Origin of the sequence: Thermosynechococcus sp. HY213, from assembly GCF_031460975.1 — a bacterium.
Lineage (GTDB): Bacteria > Cyanobacteriota > Cyanobacteriia > Thermosynechococcales > Thermosynechococcaceae > Thermosynechococcus.
This window is the reverse complement of the sequence record NZ_JAVKVB010000011.1, coordinates 38,144-53,413: the sequence shown is the minus strand read 5'-3', so window position 1 is coordinate 53,413 and position 15,270 is coordinate 38,144. Positions and strand designations below refer to the sequence as shown.

Genomic DNA, 15,270 nt, shown 5'->3' with positions numbered 1-15,270 from the left:
CAGTTCGCAAATTGGCAAATTGAGTTCCAGTGAGTTATTGGCTTAGTTATTGGCAATACTCAGAATCCAAGTCCCGATATAACGCATCAGGGGAATATCGCCGGGGGAGCCAATGCGCGCATTGAAGTAGTACATCCCGCCATGATTGGGATTGCGCACATTGTTGAGGATCACTTGCACGGGCGTGCCTGCGGGAATGACCTCTGCGGGTACGATGTCAATGACGCGGTTATCGCGGTCAAGGGACACCTCCGCTAGTTCAATTTTTTGGCCAAGATTACGGCGGAATTGAAAAAAGCGATTCCCGCGATCGCCCCCCACCCGTACCTCGATACCCCTAGGATCAATAATGCCGTTGTAGTAATCGGGATAAGTAATGTTAATGCGATTAATCGCGACTTTTTGTTCCCCCAAGCGCAGCCAGTAGCGATCGCCCATAAAGCCGGGCGTACCGTTTTCTAAATGGTACTGGAGTTGCTGCCGTCCACTGGGACCATCTCCCCAAGTGAAGGTAAAACCCTGATTGACTTGGGCTCGCACAAGGGCAGGGGTCACAAGACCAAGACTACACCCCAACAGAATCAGAACCGGTAGGAAACGCTTCACCATAGACAACCCTATTACGACACACCACAGATACCTGACTTTCAGACGGGGAGGATTCGCTCAACGTTCCCCTACGGATCAGTCTGCTTAGTATCCTAACGGCAAAGACTCACCATTGCGAAGAAAAACTAAACTTTATTGAGAGATTTTTACTTAATTGCTGGTTTGCTGCACCAACTGAGCAAAGAATCCCCCCCGGCTGGCGACACTGGAGGGGGCATCCTTATCGGCCATCTGTACGGCCACAATTTCTGAGGTGAGGACAGTTAACTTCTTGCCCACTTGGCGATCGCACGTCAGTTCGAGGACAGTCGGGGTGCCACTGGCCATCGCCTGCTGAATTTGCTGATAGACTGCTGTCGCTGCGGCACTTTCCTTGCGTTCAATGCTCACGGGCATGGGGACATGACGCAGAATTAAATCAATCGTGTACATTGCGTTCTTTAATCACTCAGGCTAGGTTCGTATATTCTTCACTGTAAAACGCTGTGGCCAGAAAATCATCGGTGACTCAACGTACTTGTCCACTGTTGGTGGAGCGATCGCAATAGGGGCACATCCACATAGGTGGTCCAGCCCACTTCACCGCGAATCACTTGAAAGGGGTAGTCGGGTTCCCCTAAGCAATCCAAGACAAGCGCTGCATCCCGAAAATCATGATCCTTGGTGTAGTCGGTGATCGTGATAATGGTCGCTAGGCGACTGGCGGTGGCTGCCTGAATCCCATTGGCGGAATCCTCAAAGGCAAGGCACTCTTGGGGCGAGAGGCGCATTCTTTCAAGGGTGTAGAAGTAAATATCGGGCGCAGGTTTCTTGGCGGGCACCACATCCCCAGCGGCAATCACCTCAAACCAACTGACGCCATCAGCAGCAAGGGCATTTTCAAGGAGTGCGGTGACATTGGCAGGGGTGGTTGTGGTGGCGATCGCCAAACGTAATCCTGCTTCACGGGCTTCAGTGAGCAGCCGTTTCACCCCCGGCCGCAGGGGAATCGCCCCTTCTGCCAATAGCTCCGTATAGTAGCGGGTCTTCGCCTTGTGCAGGTCGGCAATCAGGGCATCCAAATTTTGGGGACGTGGCCAATCGGGACGAAAGCAATCAAGGTAATACTTCATGCGCTCCTTACCCCCCGCCACCGCCAGCAGTTGACCATAGAGGGGAATATCCCACTCCCAATCTAGGCCTGCCGCAGCAAAGGCTTTATTGAAGGCAATGCGATGGCCATCCCGCTCAGTGTCCGCCAAGGTGCCATCCACGTCAAAAATCAGGGCGTTGAGGTGAGCCATAGAGGGTTTTTACTCTACCCCTTTTAGGGGAAAACTTAATGGAATGACTGTAATTTTACCAGTCGTGCTCGCACTGCCTGATGATTGCCCACGGGTTCACGGAAGTGCCAAGTTTCCTCAGGGCCAAGGCCATAAACCTGTACCGAAACGGCGCCGACCCGCTGCCCTGCCTTGTCAAAAAGTTCAAAGTCCGCCTGAATCATGCGCAAGTGCTCTTCACTGTAGTTTTTCAGAACGCCCACAATAAACGGTGCACCGCCCTCGATGTGCCACTTAAAATCGGCCATAGTGACGCCTTGTTGCGCAAGGGTACCGCCAATCAAGTGCTGCATGCGTTGCTGTTGCTGCCACTGACCGAGATGATAGCTAAAGATCACTAGTAAACTCACAACCCCAGCGGCGATCGCCACCACCCACGGAGCCGAGGAAGCATACACAGGGGCAGCTAGGGCTGGGTTGGGGGGGCGTAGATCAATGACCTCTTCCCAATCGGGTTTAGGCGAACCTTGAATGCGGCCAATAATTTTAATGCGAGCAATATCGTCGAGGTGAAACTGTCCCAAGCGGGATTTGAGGAGACCCACCAAGGCAGAATAGTGGGCAACGGTGCCGGGGGGTTTGTTCAAAACAATGTTTAATTGGTTGCGAAACTGGTTCACCTGCACAACAACGGCGTGTTCTGAAAGCACATCCTGAAGTGTTTCGCGAATTTGCTCAACTTGTAGTAGCCCCATGCCCACAACCCCTACCCTGTGGCAACAGAATGACTGCTGGGAAACCTGTACCTACCGATGGTAAACCTACCGTTCTATGTGCCAGTGTACACAAAGTCCCAGTGATACCAATCTGTGAATTCACGGTATTTTACAGGTACGGTTCGCAGGCCGACAGCGATCGCAATGGCCACAACGCAATCCCCCTGCCTCAGTGGCAAAACCAAAGGCTTGGAGGAGAAACTGCCAGCGGCAGCCGCGGTGATAGAGAAACTCTTGCATCAACTGTTCTTGAGTGTCTTTGGGCGGCCGTGGCACCTGTGCTAAGGGTTGACGGCAATAGTGAAAAGGGTCTTGCCAGCGGAGTGCCCCCTGTTGATGCAGTAATGCTAGGGTCAGTTCCACCTCAGGAAAGTGTTGTCGCAGTTGCGGAAGATTACCCCTGAGGGGCAGATGCGTCTGAAGTGCCATGGCACGATTGTAAGTATCTTGACTTTGGCGCTGAAAAAAGTGCCAACGCTGTTGATCTTCGCGATCTAAACCCCAGCGATCGCTCACCAAGGCCAGTGCCTGTGCTGGTTGGCCATCTCGCCCAGCGCGTCCCACCTCTTGGAGGTATTCACTGAGTTGCAGGGGTGGCTGATAGTGGCAAATCCAACACACATTGGGTTTATTCACCCCCATACCAAAGGCATTGGTACAGACCACAAAGGGTAGCTTATCCTGCAACCAATCGCTCTCAATTTGGCGTCGCTGTGCTGCCGGCAGTCCGCCATGGTAAGCGGTGGTGCGGTACCCCTGCTCCTGAAGCCAAGTGGCCAAGGTTTCACAGTCGCGGCGAGTGCGGGCATAGATCAAGCCTGAGGTTCTGCCCTGCTGCTTGAGAAATTGCTGGAGACAATGGCGGCGATACCCCCGACTCCACACAGAGCGTACGGCTAAATGGAGATTGGCACGATAGGGGCTGTGAATGATCTGCACAGGCTGCTCTAGACCTAAAACCTCAATGAGGGTGCGTTGGGCATTGGGATCGGCGGTAGCAGTAAAAGCAGCGATCGCCAGCCGGGGGTGCAGCGGTTTACATTGGCGCAGGGCAGGCCGCACCGTTCCCAAGCGACGATAAACGGGTCGAAAGCGATCGCCCCACTGTACAAGGCAATGGGCTTCATCCACAATCAAGCCATTGAGTTGAATCGGTGCTGCACAGAGGCACTGCCAAAGGGGGGTGGAAAATAGGGACTCCGGCGAAAGATACAGCAGGCGGTAGTGGGTTAGGCGCGAGAGAATCTGGCGGCGTTGGCGGCTGGGCAGTTCACTATGATAGGCTGCTGCCGCAAGACCCCGTTGCCGCAATTCAGTGATCTGATTTTCCATGAGGGCAAGCAGCGGCGAGATCACCAGCGTCAATCCGCCCTGAAGCACTGCTGGCAATTGAAAACAAAGACTTTTGCCCGCTCCGGTAGGGAGGACAATTAAGGCATCCCGCCGTTGTAAGAGTGCCGTCATCACCTCTGCTTGAGGCGATCGCAACTCAGGATAGCCCCAGTATTGTTGTAGGGCGGCCTGTATGAGATCTAAATCGGCATCCGGCATTGCACTGGCTTAAGCCTTGATGAGAAGTCTCAGCGTTGCAAAAAGCGGCACAGTCTTCTGGGAACAGCAAGAGGAGTGAATTTAGAATAATTTTAAGCAAGAAATCCTAGGATGCCTAAGACCCTTTAGGCCTATCACTGTTGCCGAAGTGTAAAACGCTTATGGAGATGAACCTATGGGCATGAAATTTGTGCCGCTGGTATGCGTGGCAATGTTGGCAGCGGTGGTCGCTCCGGCAACTGCCCAAAGCCGCCGCCAACCCGTCAATCCCCAACAATTTCCTGTCAGTCAGCCCACCTTGCCGCAGGCTTTTGATCGTATTGATGGCAGTCAGGGGTACTGGCAAGATGATTCGATCGCTGGCGACGCGGCCTTTACGTTTGGGCTTCCCACCTATCGGGATAATGACATTGTGAATCGGGCACGGCGGATCAACTACGTTTCTACGGATGCGTGGTATCAGCAAAGCAATCAACCCCCTGTGCGCACCCGTGATCTTGATAGTCCCTTCTGTACCTCGATGTACGGTACGCCCTTTCCCTGCAATTTGATGGTGGAGTCGCCGCTGCCACCGCCGCAACAACCCTTCTTTGCCCCCCCACCCCCCCCAGCGGTGATGCCAGCTCCGCCGGTACGTGCCCTCTACTAGATTCAGCCGCAAAGTGAACCCGTGGGGGCACTGCCCCCTTTTTTGGTGTTTAAGGGGCGATCGCCAAAGAAAAAACTATAGCATCCGCTATGCAGTTCCATTAAAATAGATTGCAGTGGTTAAAAAGCATTAATAAATGTTTTCTTTTTCTTAAAAGTGTTCCCACTGAACCATTGGCGAACTTTTACTTTTCTGATTACGAGCGATCGCAAAACTTATCGTATATTTCTTTTTACCTTCTTTTTATCTTGTTACCTGTTGAAGGACTAGCTCTTGCTCCCTTGAATCCTGTCAAATTCTCTCCTATAGAATGTATAAAACCCATCGCCTATTCAAACTTCTATCAACGGTTCTTCTATTACACATACATCACTGATCTATAGGTTCTCCCTAATTATGCTTCCCCATCAAGAACGGCTCTCAATTTTTATCGATGGGAATAATATGTTCTATGCCCAGCAGAAAAATGGCTGGTTTTTTGATCCCCGTCGTGTTCTCGAATTTTTTACCCGTGACCCCAACATTGTATTGGTGAACGCCTTTTGGTACACCGGCCTCAAGGACATACAAGATCAGCGTTCGTTTCGCGATGCCCTCATTAACCTTGGCTATACGGTGCGCACAAAGCTGTTGAAGGAATATTACGACGAGACCCTAGGCAAGTATTACCAAAAGGCCAATTTAGACATTGAAATTGTGATTGATATGTTCAACACCGTCGGTCAGTACGATCGCGTGGTTCTCTTTAGTGGCGATGGCGATTTTGAGCGGGCGATCGAACTCCTGCGCTCCAAAAACACCCACATTACGGTTGTTTCCACCGAAGGCATGATTGCCCGTGAGCTGCGCAATGCCACCGATCGCTACATTGATTTGAACGAAATTCGACCCTTTATTGAAAAAACTGACTCGCAAAATCCCAACTAAAAAGCGCACCCAGCGATCGCCAGATGCGCAAGCAAATGAGGTGTTTTCTTAAGATGTCTAGAACAGGCCGAGAGTCAGCGACTTATCCAAGGGGAAAGCAGCACCGATCCCCAGCCATAGCGTCACCAATGTGCCAAAGAGGAAGACTGTCATGGCCACAGGACGACGGAAAGGATTCTGGAACTTGTTGACACTTTCAATGAAAGGAATCAGCATCAAGCCCAAGGGAATGGAGGCATTCATGAGCACCCCCAGCAGCTTGTTGGGCACCACCCGGAAAATCTGGAAGGTGGGATAGAGGTACCACTCCGGCAAAATTTCCAAGGGGGTGGCAAAGGGATCCGCTGGCTCACCGACCATGGCAGGATCCATCACCGCTAGACCGATCACAAGGGCGATCGTGCCCATAATCACCACGGGGAAGATATAGAGCAGGTCATTGGGCCAAGCGGGTTCGCCATAGTAGTTGTGGCCCATGCCTTTTTTCAGTTTTGCCCGCAGCGCCGGATTCGTTAAATCAGGCTTTTTCAAAACTTTTGCCATAAATCAATCGTTCTCCTAGAGGGTCAGCAAGGGGGGAGATTACTTGGAGCATAACAAGTGGAACCGCCGAAAAGAGCAGGCTCTGTTACATTTCTTGATGCTTGGCTTACAGGGGACCCGAAATGCCCTGCTTACGAATCATCAGGAAGTGCATCAGCATAAAGACGGCGATCGACCACGGCAGCACAAAGGTGTGCAAGCTATAGAAGCGAGTGAGTGTGGCTTGACCGACACTTTCACCACCGCGCATTAGTTCCACCAGTTGATCGCCCACCACGGGAATCGCCGCAGGGATACCGGAAACGATTTTGACCGCCCAGTAGCCCACTTGATCCCAAGGCAGGGAGTAGCCCGTGACCCCAAAGCTGACGGTAATCACCGCCAAGACCACACCCGTCACCCAAGTAAGTTCGCGGGGTTTCTTGAAGCCACCGGTAAGATAGACGCGGAAGACATGCAGAATCATCATCAAGACCATCATGCTGGCCGACCACTTGTGAATGGAGCGGATCAACCAGCCAAAGTTGACCTCATTCATGATGTACTGCACAGAGGCAAAGGCTTCAGCCACCGTCGGTTTGTAGTAAAACGTCATGGCAAAGCCCGTGGCAAATTGGATTAAAAAACAGGTGAGGGTAATGCCACCCAGACAGTAAAAAATGTTTACGTGAGGCGGCACATATTTGCTGGTGATGTCGTCAGCGATCGCCTGAATTTCGAGGCGTTCCTCAAACCAGTCGTAAACTTTGTTCATAACAGTGATTAGTCCTGCGAAACCGCTGCTTTACTTTGAAAAATGTAACATATGCCCTCTCAGACTTTCCATATTGAGTTACCGGCACTCTCAGGTTGATTGGCGCCACCGAGCGTCCGATAATAAAGTCTCAACAGCTTCAGGATGCTAACTTGGGGCTGTCTCCTCTGCTACCTTACTCACAACGACCGCTTGGGAGGCTTTGAGATGAATCTGTTGAAGAAACTCTTTGGTGCGATTTTTGGCCTATTGGGGGCAATCGCGAAACTCTTTGGTTTGGGCAAAAAGGGCGAGTTTTACATTGAATTAGATAAGAGCACGGCTGCCCCTGCTGCACCGCCAACCCCTACTAAAGCGGCAGAACCTGCCTCGACCCCTGAACCTGCTCCTGCTCCTCAACCCGCTCAACCCGTTGCCGCCGCACCCACCCCCGTTGCCACAGCTCCCGCAGAACCCACCCCCACCCCTGTCACCCCCAGTGTTCCCTACACCCGTTTTGCGCGGCGTCGTCCGGGGGCTAATATGGCTGCCTTCTTGAATATGGCGCGGCAAGTTCGTCCCTCTACCTAGGAAACCTCATCCACAGAGCATTGGATGTAAAGGGGCTGTTGATGTGGGAATGCCCCTTTTTTTGTGCAGGGTATCCTCTCTGCGCATTGCAAGATTCCCGCAGTTGCAGTAGCATGCTGACAAATTGTGAGGGTGTATAGCTATGGGTCAGAAGCCGTCAAGCGGATGGGCAGCTGCCAAGATTTTTGCAGGATTACTCCTCCTCTTTACCATTGGCGCCTGCGAGGCAGACACCACCACCACAACCCCAACGGGTGAGGGGCTGCGGATTGGCTCATTGTTGCCCTCAACCGGCGACTTAGCCTCGGTGGGAACCCCTATAGCTGAAGTTGTCCCCCTGCTGGTGGAAACGGTGAATGCCTGTGGTGGTGTTAATGGCCAGCCCGTCACGCTTATTGCTGCTGATGATCAATCCAATCCTGCCTCTGGGGCAGAAGCGATGACGAAGTTGGTGGAGATTGACCGAGTTGCCGGAGTCGTTGGTTCTTTTGGCAGTAGTGTCTCCAATGCCGCCGCCGATATTGCCACCCGCGGTCAAGTGATGCTAATTTCCCCCGGCAGTACGAGTACACTCCTGACTGAACGCGCCAAGAAAGGAGACTTTAACGGCTATTGGGCACGCACTGCTCCCCCCGATAATTACCAAGCCCAAGCCCTTGCCCAACTGGCCAAAGAACAGGGGTATCAACGAGTCGCCACTGTGGTGATCAACAATGACTATGGCCGCAGCTTTGAGCAGGAATTTACCCGCGCTTTCAAAGCCCTAGGGGGAACCGTGATCAATGAAGACCGCCCCACCCGTTATGATGAGCGGGCAACCACCTTCACAACAGAAGCCGCTGCCGCTTTTAGCGGGAACCCCGATGCGGTGGTGGCTATTTTGTATCCGGAAACGGGTAGCCTGCTCCTGAAATCCGCCTTTGAGCAAGGTCTCACCCAAAACGTGGCCATTCTCCTCACCGATGGCGTCAAGTCCGAAAGTTTCCCTGAGCAAGTGGGCCGTACTCCCGATGGCAAATACATTATTGCCGGTGCCAAGGGAACCGTTCCCGGCGCCGATGGTCAAGCCCTGAGTCGCCTGCGAGAACTGTGGCGTGCTAAAAAAGGGAGCGATCTGCCGGCCTTTGGTGCTCAGACTTGGGATGCCGCCGCGCTCCTTGTACTAGCTGCACAGGCCGCAGGACAAAATACGGGTGAAGGGATTCGCAGCAAATTGCGCGATGTGGCCAACGCACCGGGGGAAGAAGTGGATGATGTGTGCAAGGGACTGGCTTTACTGCGGGAAGGCAAAGAAATCAACTATCAAGGCGCCAGTGGCAATGTCGATATTGATGAAAATGGCGATGTTGTCGGGGTCTATGACATTTGGCAGGTCACTGATGACGGTAAATTAAAGGTAATTGGTCAAGTGAATCCCCAAAAACCCTAGGCATGGCAAGCACATTTTCCTTTGATATTGTGAGTGATTTTGACTGGCAAGAGCTGGTCAATGCAGTGGATCAAACGGAGCGAGAGATCAAAGCCCGCTATGACCTCAAGGATACCCAGACCACCCTTGAACTGACAAAAGAGGGACTGACAATTCACACCGATAGTGAATTTACGCTCAATTCAGTGCAAACGATTCTGCAACAGAAGGCGGCGAAGCGGCAGTTGTCTCTGAAAATTTTTGACTATGGGCCTGTGGAAGCAGCGGGTGGTCAACGGGTCAAACAGTTGATCAAATTGCGGCGCGGGATCAATTCAGAACTAGCCAAAGAGATTAGCAAGCTTATCCGCAATGAATTTAAGAAGGTGCAAGCCGCGATCCAAGGGGATGTGGTACGGGTCAGTGCCAAATCAAAGGATGATCTACAAGCAGTGATCCAGCGCCTGAAAACTGAGGATTACCCCGTGCCATTACAATTTACGAACTACCGCTAGGGGTTAAAGGGTCATGTTGGGGTCTGTATCGCTGGGAACGTTGGGGTTAATTGTCGGTTCACTGCTGACGGTGGTGGGAGTGGTGGCCTATGCCACAGGGAATGCCACCTTGAATCTAGCGGGCTTTTTCTACGGTGTGCCCCTGCTCTTAGGCGGCTTGGCACTCAAAGCGGCAGAACTCAAACCGGTGCCCTATCGTGAAGCCCCAACCCCAGAGGCGATCGCTGGCCGTGCCCAAGCAACCCCCACCCAAACGCAAATCCGTAAGGATGTCACCCGTTATCGTTACGGTCAAGAAGCACACTTAGATAGCACATTGGCCAGTTTAGGTCTGAGTCCCTCGGATGCCGAGCGTCCTGTCTTGGTGGCGATCGCCGAGACCTTAACAGACGGTGCTTATACATTAATTTTAGAATTTGACTCCCCGGCGGTTCCCCTTGAGGTGTGGCAATCGAAGCAAGCCAAGATGCAGACATTCTTTGGCCCCAATATTCGGGTAAGCATGACGGATCAGGGAAACAACCGTGTGGCAGTGGCGCTGATTCGCGAGTAAGCCTGTGGTCAACCCTGTTCCAGTTGCCTAAGATGATTGGTAAACCGTTTTGCCCTGAATTCAGGTGTTACGATAGCATCATCATTGCGGCATTCTAGCCTAAAGAGTAAGACTTTTTTGCAAGCAGTCTCCTCCTGACAACGCATTTTTGGAAACGGCGATTACGGCTATGGGTAAAGTCATTGGCATCGACCTTGGAACCACAAATAGTTGTGTGGCAGTCTTAGAAGGGGGGAATCCCGTCGTGATCCCCAGTGCCGAGGGTGGGCGCACCACCCCCAGTATTGTTGCCTTTGGCAAATCGGGCGAACGGTTGGTGGGTCAACTGGCGAAACGGCAAGCTGTCACCAATGCCGAGAACACGATTTTCAGTATCAAGCGGTTTATTGGTCGCCGCTGGGAGGAAACCGCTGAAGAACGGGGGCGCGTGCCCTATACCTGTGTGCCGGGTCGCGATGGCATGGTGGATGTGCAGATTCGCGATCGCACCTATACCCCCCAAGAAATTTCTGCCATGATCCTGCAAAAGCTGAAGCAGGATGCGGAAGCCTATCTGGGGGAACCCGTGACCCAAGCCGTCATTACTGTGCCAGCCTATTTTAGTGATGCGCAACGCCAAGCCACCAAAGATGCGGGGGCGATCGCTGGCCTTGAGGTAATGCGCATTATCAACGAGCCAACGGCGGCCTCCTTGGCCTACGGCATCGACAAGCAGGATCAAGATCAAACCATTTTGGTTTTTGACTTGGGCGGGGGCACCTTTGATGTCTCGATTCTGCAACTGGGGGATGGCGTCTTTGAGGTGCGCTCCACAGCGGGGAATAACCACCTAGGGGGCGATAATTTTGACGAATGTATTCTTGATTGGCTCTTGGCCTGTTTTAGGGAGCAGGAGGGGATCGATCTCTCGAAAGATAAAATGGCACTGCAACGCCTCCGCGAAGCGGCTGAAAAAGCCAAGGTGGAGTTATCGGGCACCCTGAGCACTTCCATTAACCTGCCCTTCATTACGGCTGATGAAACAGGGCCTAAGCACCTTGAAATGGAACTCACCCGCAGTAAGTTTGAGGAACTCTGCGCCCACTTGGTTCAGGCCACCCTCGAACCCATGCAGCAGGCGATCGCCGATGCCGGTTTGACGGTTCAAGAGATTGATCGGGTGTTACTTGTCGGTGGCTCAACCCGTATTCCTGCCATTCAGCAGTTGGTGAAGGAATTCTGTGGCAAAACTCCCGATCGCTCCGTTAATCCTGATGAAGCCGTTGCCGTAGGGGCAGCCATTCAAGGCGGCATTCTGGGCAAGGAAACAACGGTCAAAGATCTCCTGCTCCTAGATGTCACCCCGCTGTCTCTGGGGTTGGAAACCCTTGGCGGTGTCTTTACCAAAATCATCGAACGTAATACCACCCTCCCCACCAGTAAGACGCAGACCTTTTCCACCGCTACCGATGGCCAAACGGTCGTGGAAATTGCTGTCTATCAAGGGGAGCGCCCGATGGCAAAAGACAATAAACAACTGGCCTGCTTTGAGCTCACGGGCATTGCCCCTGCCCCTCGCGGCGTGCCGCAAATTGATGTCACGTTTGATATTGATGCCAACGGTATCCTGAGTGTGTCTGCCGTCGATCGCGCCACCGGTCGCCAACAAAGTGTGCGCATTACCAATCGCGGTGGCCTCAGCAGTATGGAAATCGAGCGCATGCGCCAAGAGGCAACGATTTATGCCCAAGCCGACCAAATCAAGAAAGAGATTGCCGAACTGCGCAACCAAGCCGATGCCCTGCTGTACAGCTATGAATCAACCATCAAAAACCATGGCATCACATTAACTCCCGATCTACGGGCACGGATTGAGCCGGTGGTTCAGAGTATGCAGGCAGCAATGGTGGATGACAATATTACCCCCGATGAAATTCGCAAGCGGATGGAAGCCCTGCAGCAGGCCTTGGTGACCTTGGGAACGGTGGTCTATCAACAAACCGCAGGCGGTTCCATGATGACCTCAACCCCGACAATGGGGGGTGCTACGATTAGTTCCCAAGCCACTCAAGTTTTAGATAGTGATGCCACAATAATCAGCGATAATGAAGAAACAGTTGTTTCAGATTATGAAGCGGTTGATTAATTTAGGTAACGGTGGCTATGGCTCGTGATTTCTATGAGATCTTAGGTGTCTCACGCTCTGCGGATGCTGAAGAATTAAAACGAGCCTATCGGCGCTTGGCTCGCAAGTATCACCCCGATGTCAACAAAGAACCGGGCGCTGAAGAAAAGTTCAAGGAAATCAACCGCGCCTACGAGGTGCTCTCGGATCCCCAAGCGCGAGCCAACTACGATCGCTTTGGTGAAGCCGGGGTCAGTGGCGTCGGGGCTGCTGGCTTCAGTGACTTTGGCATTGGTGACATGGGCGGCTTGGCCGATATTTTTGAAACCTTCTTTGGGGGTGGATTTGGTGGATTTACCAGCAGTGGGCGGCGGTCGCAGGGGCCAACCCGCGGTGAAGATCTGCGCTATGACCTCAAACTCGAGTTTCGCGAAGCGGTGTTTGGCGGTGAGAAAGAAATTCGCATTAATCATTTGGAAACCTGTAAAACCTGTCAAGGCACAGGGGCCAAACCCGGCACACGGCCAGTCACTTGTAGTACCTGTGGTGGCATCGGTCAAGTGCGGCGATCGGCACGCACTCCCTTCGGCAGTTTTACCCAATTGACCACCTGTCCGACCTGTGGCGGTTCGGGGGAAGTGATTGAATCTCGCTGTGAGGCCTGCGGCGGCCAAGGCCACATCCAAGTCAGCAAAAAATTGAAAATTACGATTCCTGCGGGGGTGGACAATGGCACCCGGCTGCGGGTCTCAGGGGAAGGAGATGCCGGTCTGCGCGGAGGCCCTCCCGGCGATCTCTATGTGTATCTGTTTGTCGAACCCGATCCTGAGTTTCAGCGCGAAGGCAACAACATCCTATCGCGGATTAAAATTAGCTACCTGCAAGCGATTCTTGGCTGTCGGATTCCCGTGAGTACCGTGGATGGCGAAGCAGAACTGAAGATTCCCGCAGGCACCCAACCCGGTACGGTGTTAATCCTAGAAGGCCGAGGCGTCCCCCGTGTGGGCAATCCCGTGGCGCGGGGCGATCACCTCATTACCGTTGATGTCGAAATTCCCACCCATATCACCCATGAAGAGCGAGAACTGCTGGAGAAATTGGCCAAGATTCGCGGCGAGCGTATGGGCAAAGGCGGTCTAGAGGGCTTCCTCGGCAGCTTATTTGGTGGTTAGGGCGCGTTGCCTAAAATAGAAAAAACCGTTGGGGGCGCTGGCCATGCTGACTGAGGTTTTGACAGCACTGGATCAAGGAAATTTCCAACAGGCAGAAAAATTGCTGGCCACCTTGCCTCCTGAGGACCCCCGTGTCCTCCTGTGCCGAGGTCAACTCTATCTCAAGACAGAGCGGCTAGAGGAGGCGGAGTCAGACTTTCGCCAATTACTGCGGCTGAACTGTGGCCCCAAGCTGACGCAAATGGCTCGGCGCGGCCTTGAAAAAATTGCGCAAATTCGCCAACAGCAGCGGCAACAGGCGATTTTAGCAACCCATGCTGTGGTGGGAGTCGAGCAGCAGGGCCTTCTGGTTTTGGAGGGGGTGGCTGGCTCTGAGCAGCGGACGATCCTTGCCCGTCTTTTGGCCACCATGTTTAAGATTGACCCCTACACGGCGCGACTGTTGATTCCGTCGCGGGGCTGGCGTTTGATCCGCACGGGCAATTTTGCGGAACTCACCGTCTATTGCCAAGAACTGAAACAGCAGGGGTTTACCCTCTTTTGTGTCCCCTTTGAGGCACTGACAGCCACACCCGTCTTGCAGGTGCGTTATTTTGCAGCCTTGGAGCCACAGCCGCGTGTGGTGTGTACCAGTTCGCTCTCGCCAGAGCCAGTGGAGTTAACGTTTACTTGGTCACAGGTCAGCCAGCGCGTGGAGGGATTGCTGCCGATTTTTGAGCAAGTGTTCGATCGCGATCGCCAAGGAAAAGTCACCCGTAAAGAACAAATTCAGGATCATGCCCAGTGCTGTGATCTTCACCTGTTTCAGCAAAATCAAATCCTGCGCTTTTATCGCGGCGGTTACCAGTTTCACCAAGGGATTCCCCTCAATCAAGTGGCAGAGGTGATCCAGAGTGATTTGGATTTGGATCAAAGTACCTCATGGGTGAAGTGGCGGCAGTTATCGAGTCTGTGGCAGCAGCACTGTGGCGATCGCCCCGTGTGGCAAGACTTTACCAGTTTTGCTGAAACTGCTTTGGACTTTAGCGAACTCCTGAGTAAAATTCCCCCCCACATTAACCTCTTTCGCCGTGAAGACAGTCCTTGGGATGCCGCCTTCATGCTCTACAGCAGTTTGGCCTTTCACCGTGACCGCAGTGGCAGCAACCGCTAAGCTAGAAACAGAAGTCTGCTCGTGCGAGTATCTGTGTTGCACCGACTCCAACAAGCAATTAAAAATGATCTCATTGCTGGTCTGCTGGTGGTGATCCCGCTGGCAACAACGATTTGGCTATCGATTTCTGTCTCCAGTTGGGTCTTGGATCTCCTCACCCGTATTCCTAAGCAGGTGAACCCCTTCAAAACATGGCACCCCCTGTTGGTGGATCTGCTCAATGTGGCGGTGGGGATTTTGGTGCCCTTAACAGGGATCTTGCTCATTGGCTTGATGGCACGCAATATCTTTGGCCAGTGGCTGTTGAACACAGGTGAGAGCATTCTCAAGCGCATCCCTTTGGCGGGCACCATTTATAAGGTGCTGCAACAACTCCTAGAGACAATTCTGCGGGACTCGCGCGATCGCTTTCGCCGAGTGGTGCTCGTAGAATACCCGCGGTCGGGTCTGTGGGCCGTGGCCTTTGTCACTGGCACGATTAATGGTTCATTGCAAACGGTCTTTTCCGAGCCAATGTTGAGTCTATTTATCCCCTCGTCGCCTAACCCCACCACCGGTTGGTATGTGATTGCCAGTGAGCGGGATGTGCGAGATTTGGATATTTCGATCGAGGATGCCTTTAAGCTGATTATTTCCGGGGGGATTGTTACACCGGGATCAGTTCCGACCTCGACCCTGCCCCCCGCCCCTGCGTCGTTGCGTTAAGAACTCGTTTTTGAGGATT

General features: G+C 52.9%; 17 protein-coding genes. 10 read left to right on the top strand and 7 right to left on the bottom strand.

All coding sequences use genetic code 11. The features are described from left to right. Positions 1-42: 42 nt before the first annotated feature. The 5 genes from RHK62_RS05600 to RHK62_RS05580 all read right to left on the bottom strand — a co-directional run bounded on the left by RHK62_RS05600 (position 43) and on the right by RHK62_RS05580 (position 4,198). A complete protein-coding gene (locus RHK62_RS05600; RefSeq protein ID WP_206201389.1) occupies positions 43-609 on the bottom strand; it encodes a DUF2808 domain-containing protein in 567 nt (188 codons plus the stop codon). A gap of 150 nt (positions 610-759) precedes the next feature. Beyond that, a complete protein-coding gene (locus RHK62_RS05595) occupies positions 760-1,041 on the bottom strand; it encodes a hypothetical protein (RefSeq protein WP_206201388.1) in 282 nt (93 codons plus the stop codon). 65 nt (positions 1,042-1,106) lie between these two features. Then, the gene (locus tag RHK62_RS05590; protein ID WP_206201387.1) at positions 1,107-1,892 is read right to left on the bottom strand and encodes an HAD family hydrolase; all 786 of its coding nucleotides are present in this window, start codon (positions 1,890-1,892) and stop codon (positions 1,107-1,109) included. 35 nt (positions 1,893-1,927) lie between these two features. Further along, entirely contained in the window at positions 1,928-2,626 is a 699-nt protein-coding gene (locus RHK62_RS05585; RefSeq protein WP_206201386.1) for an FxLYD domain-containing protein, read from the bottom strand. 120 nt (positions 2,627-2,746) lie between these two features. Then, positions 2,747-4,198: a RecQ family ATP-dependent DNA helicase gene (locus RHK62_RS05580; RefSeq protein WP_310453425.1), complete on the bottom strand. Its 1,452-nt coding sequence runs from the start codon at positions 4,196-4,198 to the stop codon at positions 2,747-2,749. A 175-nt stretch (positions 4,199-4,373) separates the two neighbouring features. Between RHK62_RS05580 and RHK62_RS05575 the strand changes: the two genes are divergently transcribed. Both RHK62_RS05575 and RHK62_RS05570 read left to right on the top strand, forming a co-directional pair. Beyond that, a complete protein-coding gene (locus RHK62_RS05575) occupies positions 4,374-4,847 on the top strand; it encodes a hypothetical protein (protein WP_302676560.1) in 474 nt (157 codons plus the stop codon). 396 nt (positions 4,848-5,243) lie between these two features. After that, a complete protein-coding gene (locus tag RHK62_RS05570; RefSeq protein WP_302676561.1) occupies positions 5,244-5,774 on the top strand; it encodes an NYN domain-containing protein in 531 nt (176 codons plus the stop codon). Positions 5,775-5,831: 57 nt separating this feature from the next. Here RHK62_RS05570 and petD read toward each other — a convergent pair whose 3' ends face one another. Continuing rightward, positions 5,832-6,317: a cytochrome b6-f complex subunit IV gene (gene petD / locus RHK62_RS05565; protein WP_011056640.1), complete on the bottom strand. Its 486-nt coding sequence runs from the start codon at positions 6,315-6,317 to the stop codon at positions 5,832-5,834. 106 nt (positions 6,318-6,423) lie between these two features. Beyond that, on the bottom strand, positions 6,424-7,071 hold the full coding sequence (gene petB, locus RHK62_RS05560) for a cytochrome b6 (protein WP_011056639.1): 648 nt from the start codon (positions 7,069-7,071) through the stop codon (positions 6,424-6,426). 207 nt (positions 7,072-7,278) lie between these two features. Here petB and RHK62_RS05555 point away from each other — a divergent pair, with 207 nt between their 5' ends. The 8 genes from RHK62_RS05555 (at position 7,279) to RHK62_RS05520 (ending at position 15,251) form a co-directional block, all read left to right on the top strand. Beyond that, positions 7,279-7,641 carry a hypothetical protein gene (locus RHK62_RS05555; protein WP_206201714.1) on the top strand — a complete coding sequence of 121 codons (363 nt, stop codon included), beginning with the start codon at positions 7,279-7,281 and terminating at the stop codon, positions 7,639-7,641. Between the two features lie 142 nt (positions 7,642-7,783). Continuing rightward, complete coding sequence (locus RHK62_RS05550) at positions 7,784-9,070, top strand: ABC transporter substrate-binding protein (protein WP_206201382.1); 1,287 nt, start codon at positions 7,784-7,786, stop codon at positions 9,068-9,070. A 2-nt stretch (positions 9,071-9,072) separates the two neighbouring features. Then, positions 9,073-9,564: a YajQ family cyclic di-GMP-binding protein gene (locus RHK62_RS05545; protein ID WP_206201381.1), complete on the top strand. Its 492-nt coding sequence runs from the start codon at positions 9,073-9,075 to the stop codon at positions 9,562-9,564. Between the two features lie 13 nt (positions 9,565-9,577). Beyond that, positions 9,578-10,117, top strand: a complete 540-nt coding sequence (locus RHK62_RS05540) for a DUF2854 domain-containing protein (RefSeq protein WP_206201380.1) — start codon at positions 9,578-9,580, stop codon at positions 10,115-10,117. A 169-nt stretch (positions 10,118-10,286) separates the two neighbouring features. Next, positions 10,287-12,242: a molecular chaperone DnaK gene (dnaK, locus tag RHK62_RS05535; protein ID WP_206201379.1), complete on the top strand. Its 1,956-nt coding sequence runs from the start codon at positions 10,287-10,289 to the stop codon at positions 12,240-12,242. Positions 12,243-12,259: 17 nt separating this feature from the next. Next, complete coding sequence (gene dnaJ, locus RHK62_RS05530) at positions 12,260-13,393, top strand: molecular chaperone DnaJ (RefSeq protein ID WP_310453423.1); 1,134 nt, start codon at positions 12,260-12,262, stop codon at positions 13,391-13,393. Positions 13,394-13,436: 43 nt separating this feature from the next. Further along, positions 13,437-14,546 carry a tetratricopeptide repeat protein gene (locus RHK62_RS05525; protein WP_310453422.1) on the top strand — a complete coding sequence of 370 codons (1,110 nt, stop codon included), beginning with the start codon at positions 13,437-13,439 and terminating at the stop codon, positions 14,544-14,546. A gap of 33 nt (positions 14,547-14,579) precedes the next feature. Beyond that, positions 14,580-15,251 (top strand): DUF502 domain-containing protein, encoded by a 672-nt coding sequence (locus RHK62_RS05520; RefSeq protein WP_206201376.1) that lies wholly within the window; start codon positions 14,580-14,582, stop codon positions 15,249-15,251. Positions 15,252-15,270: the final 19 nt, after the last annotated feature.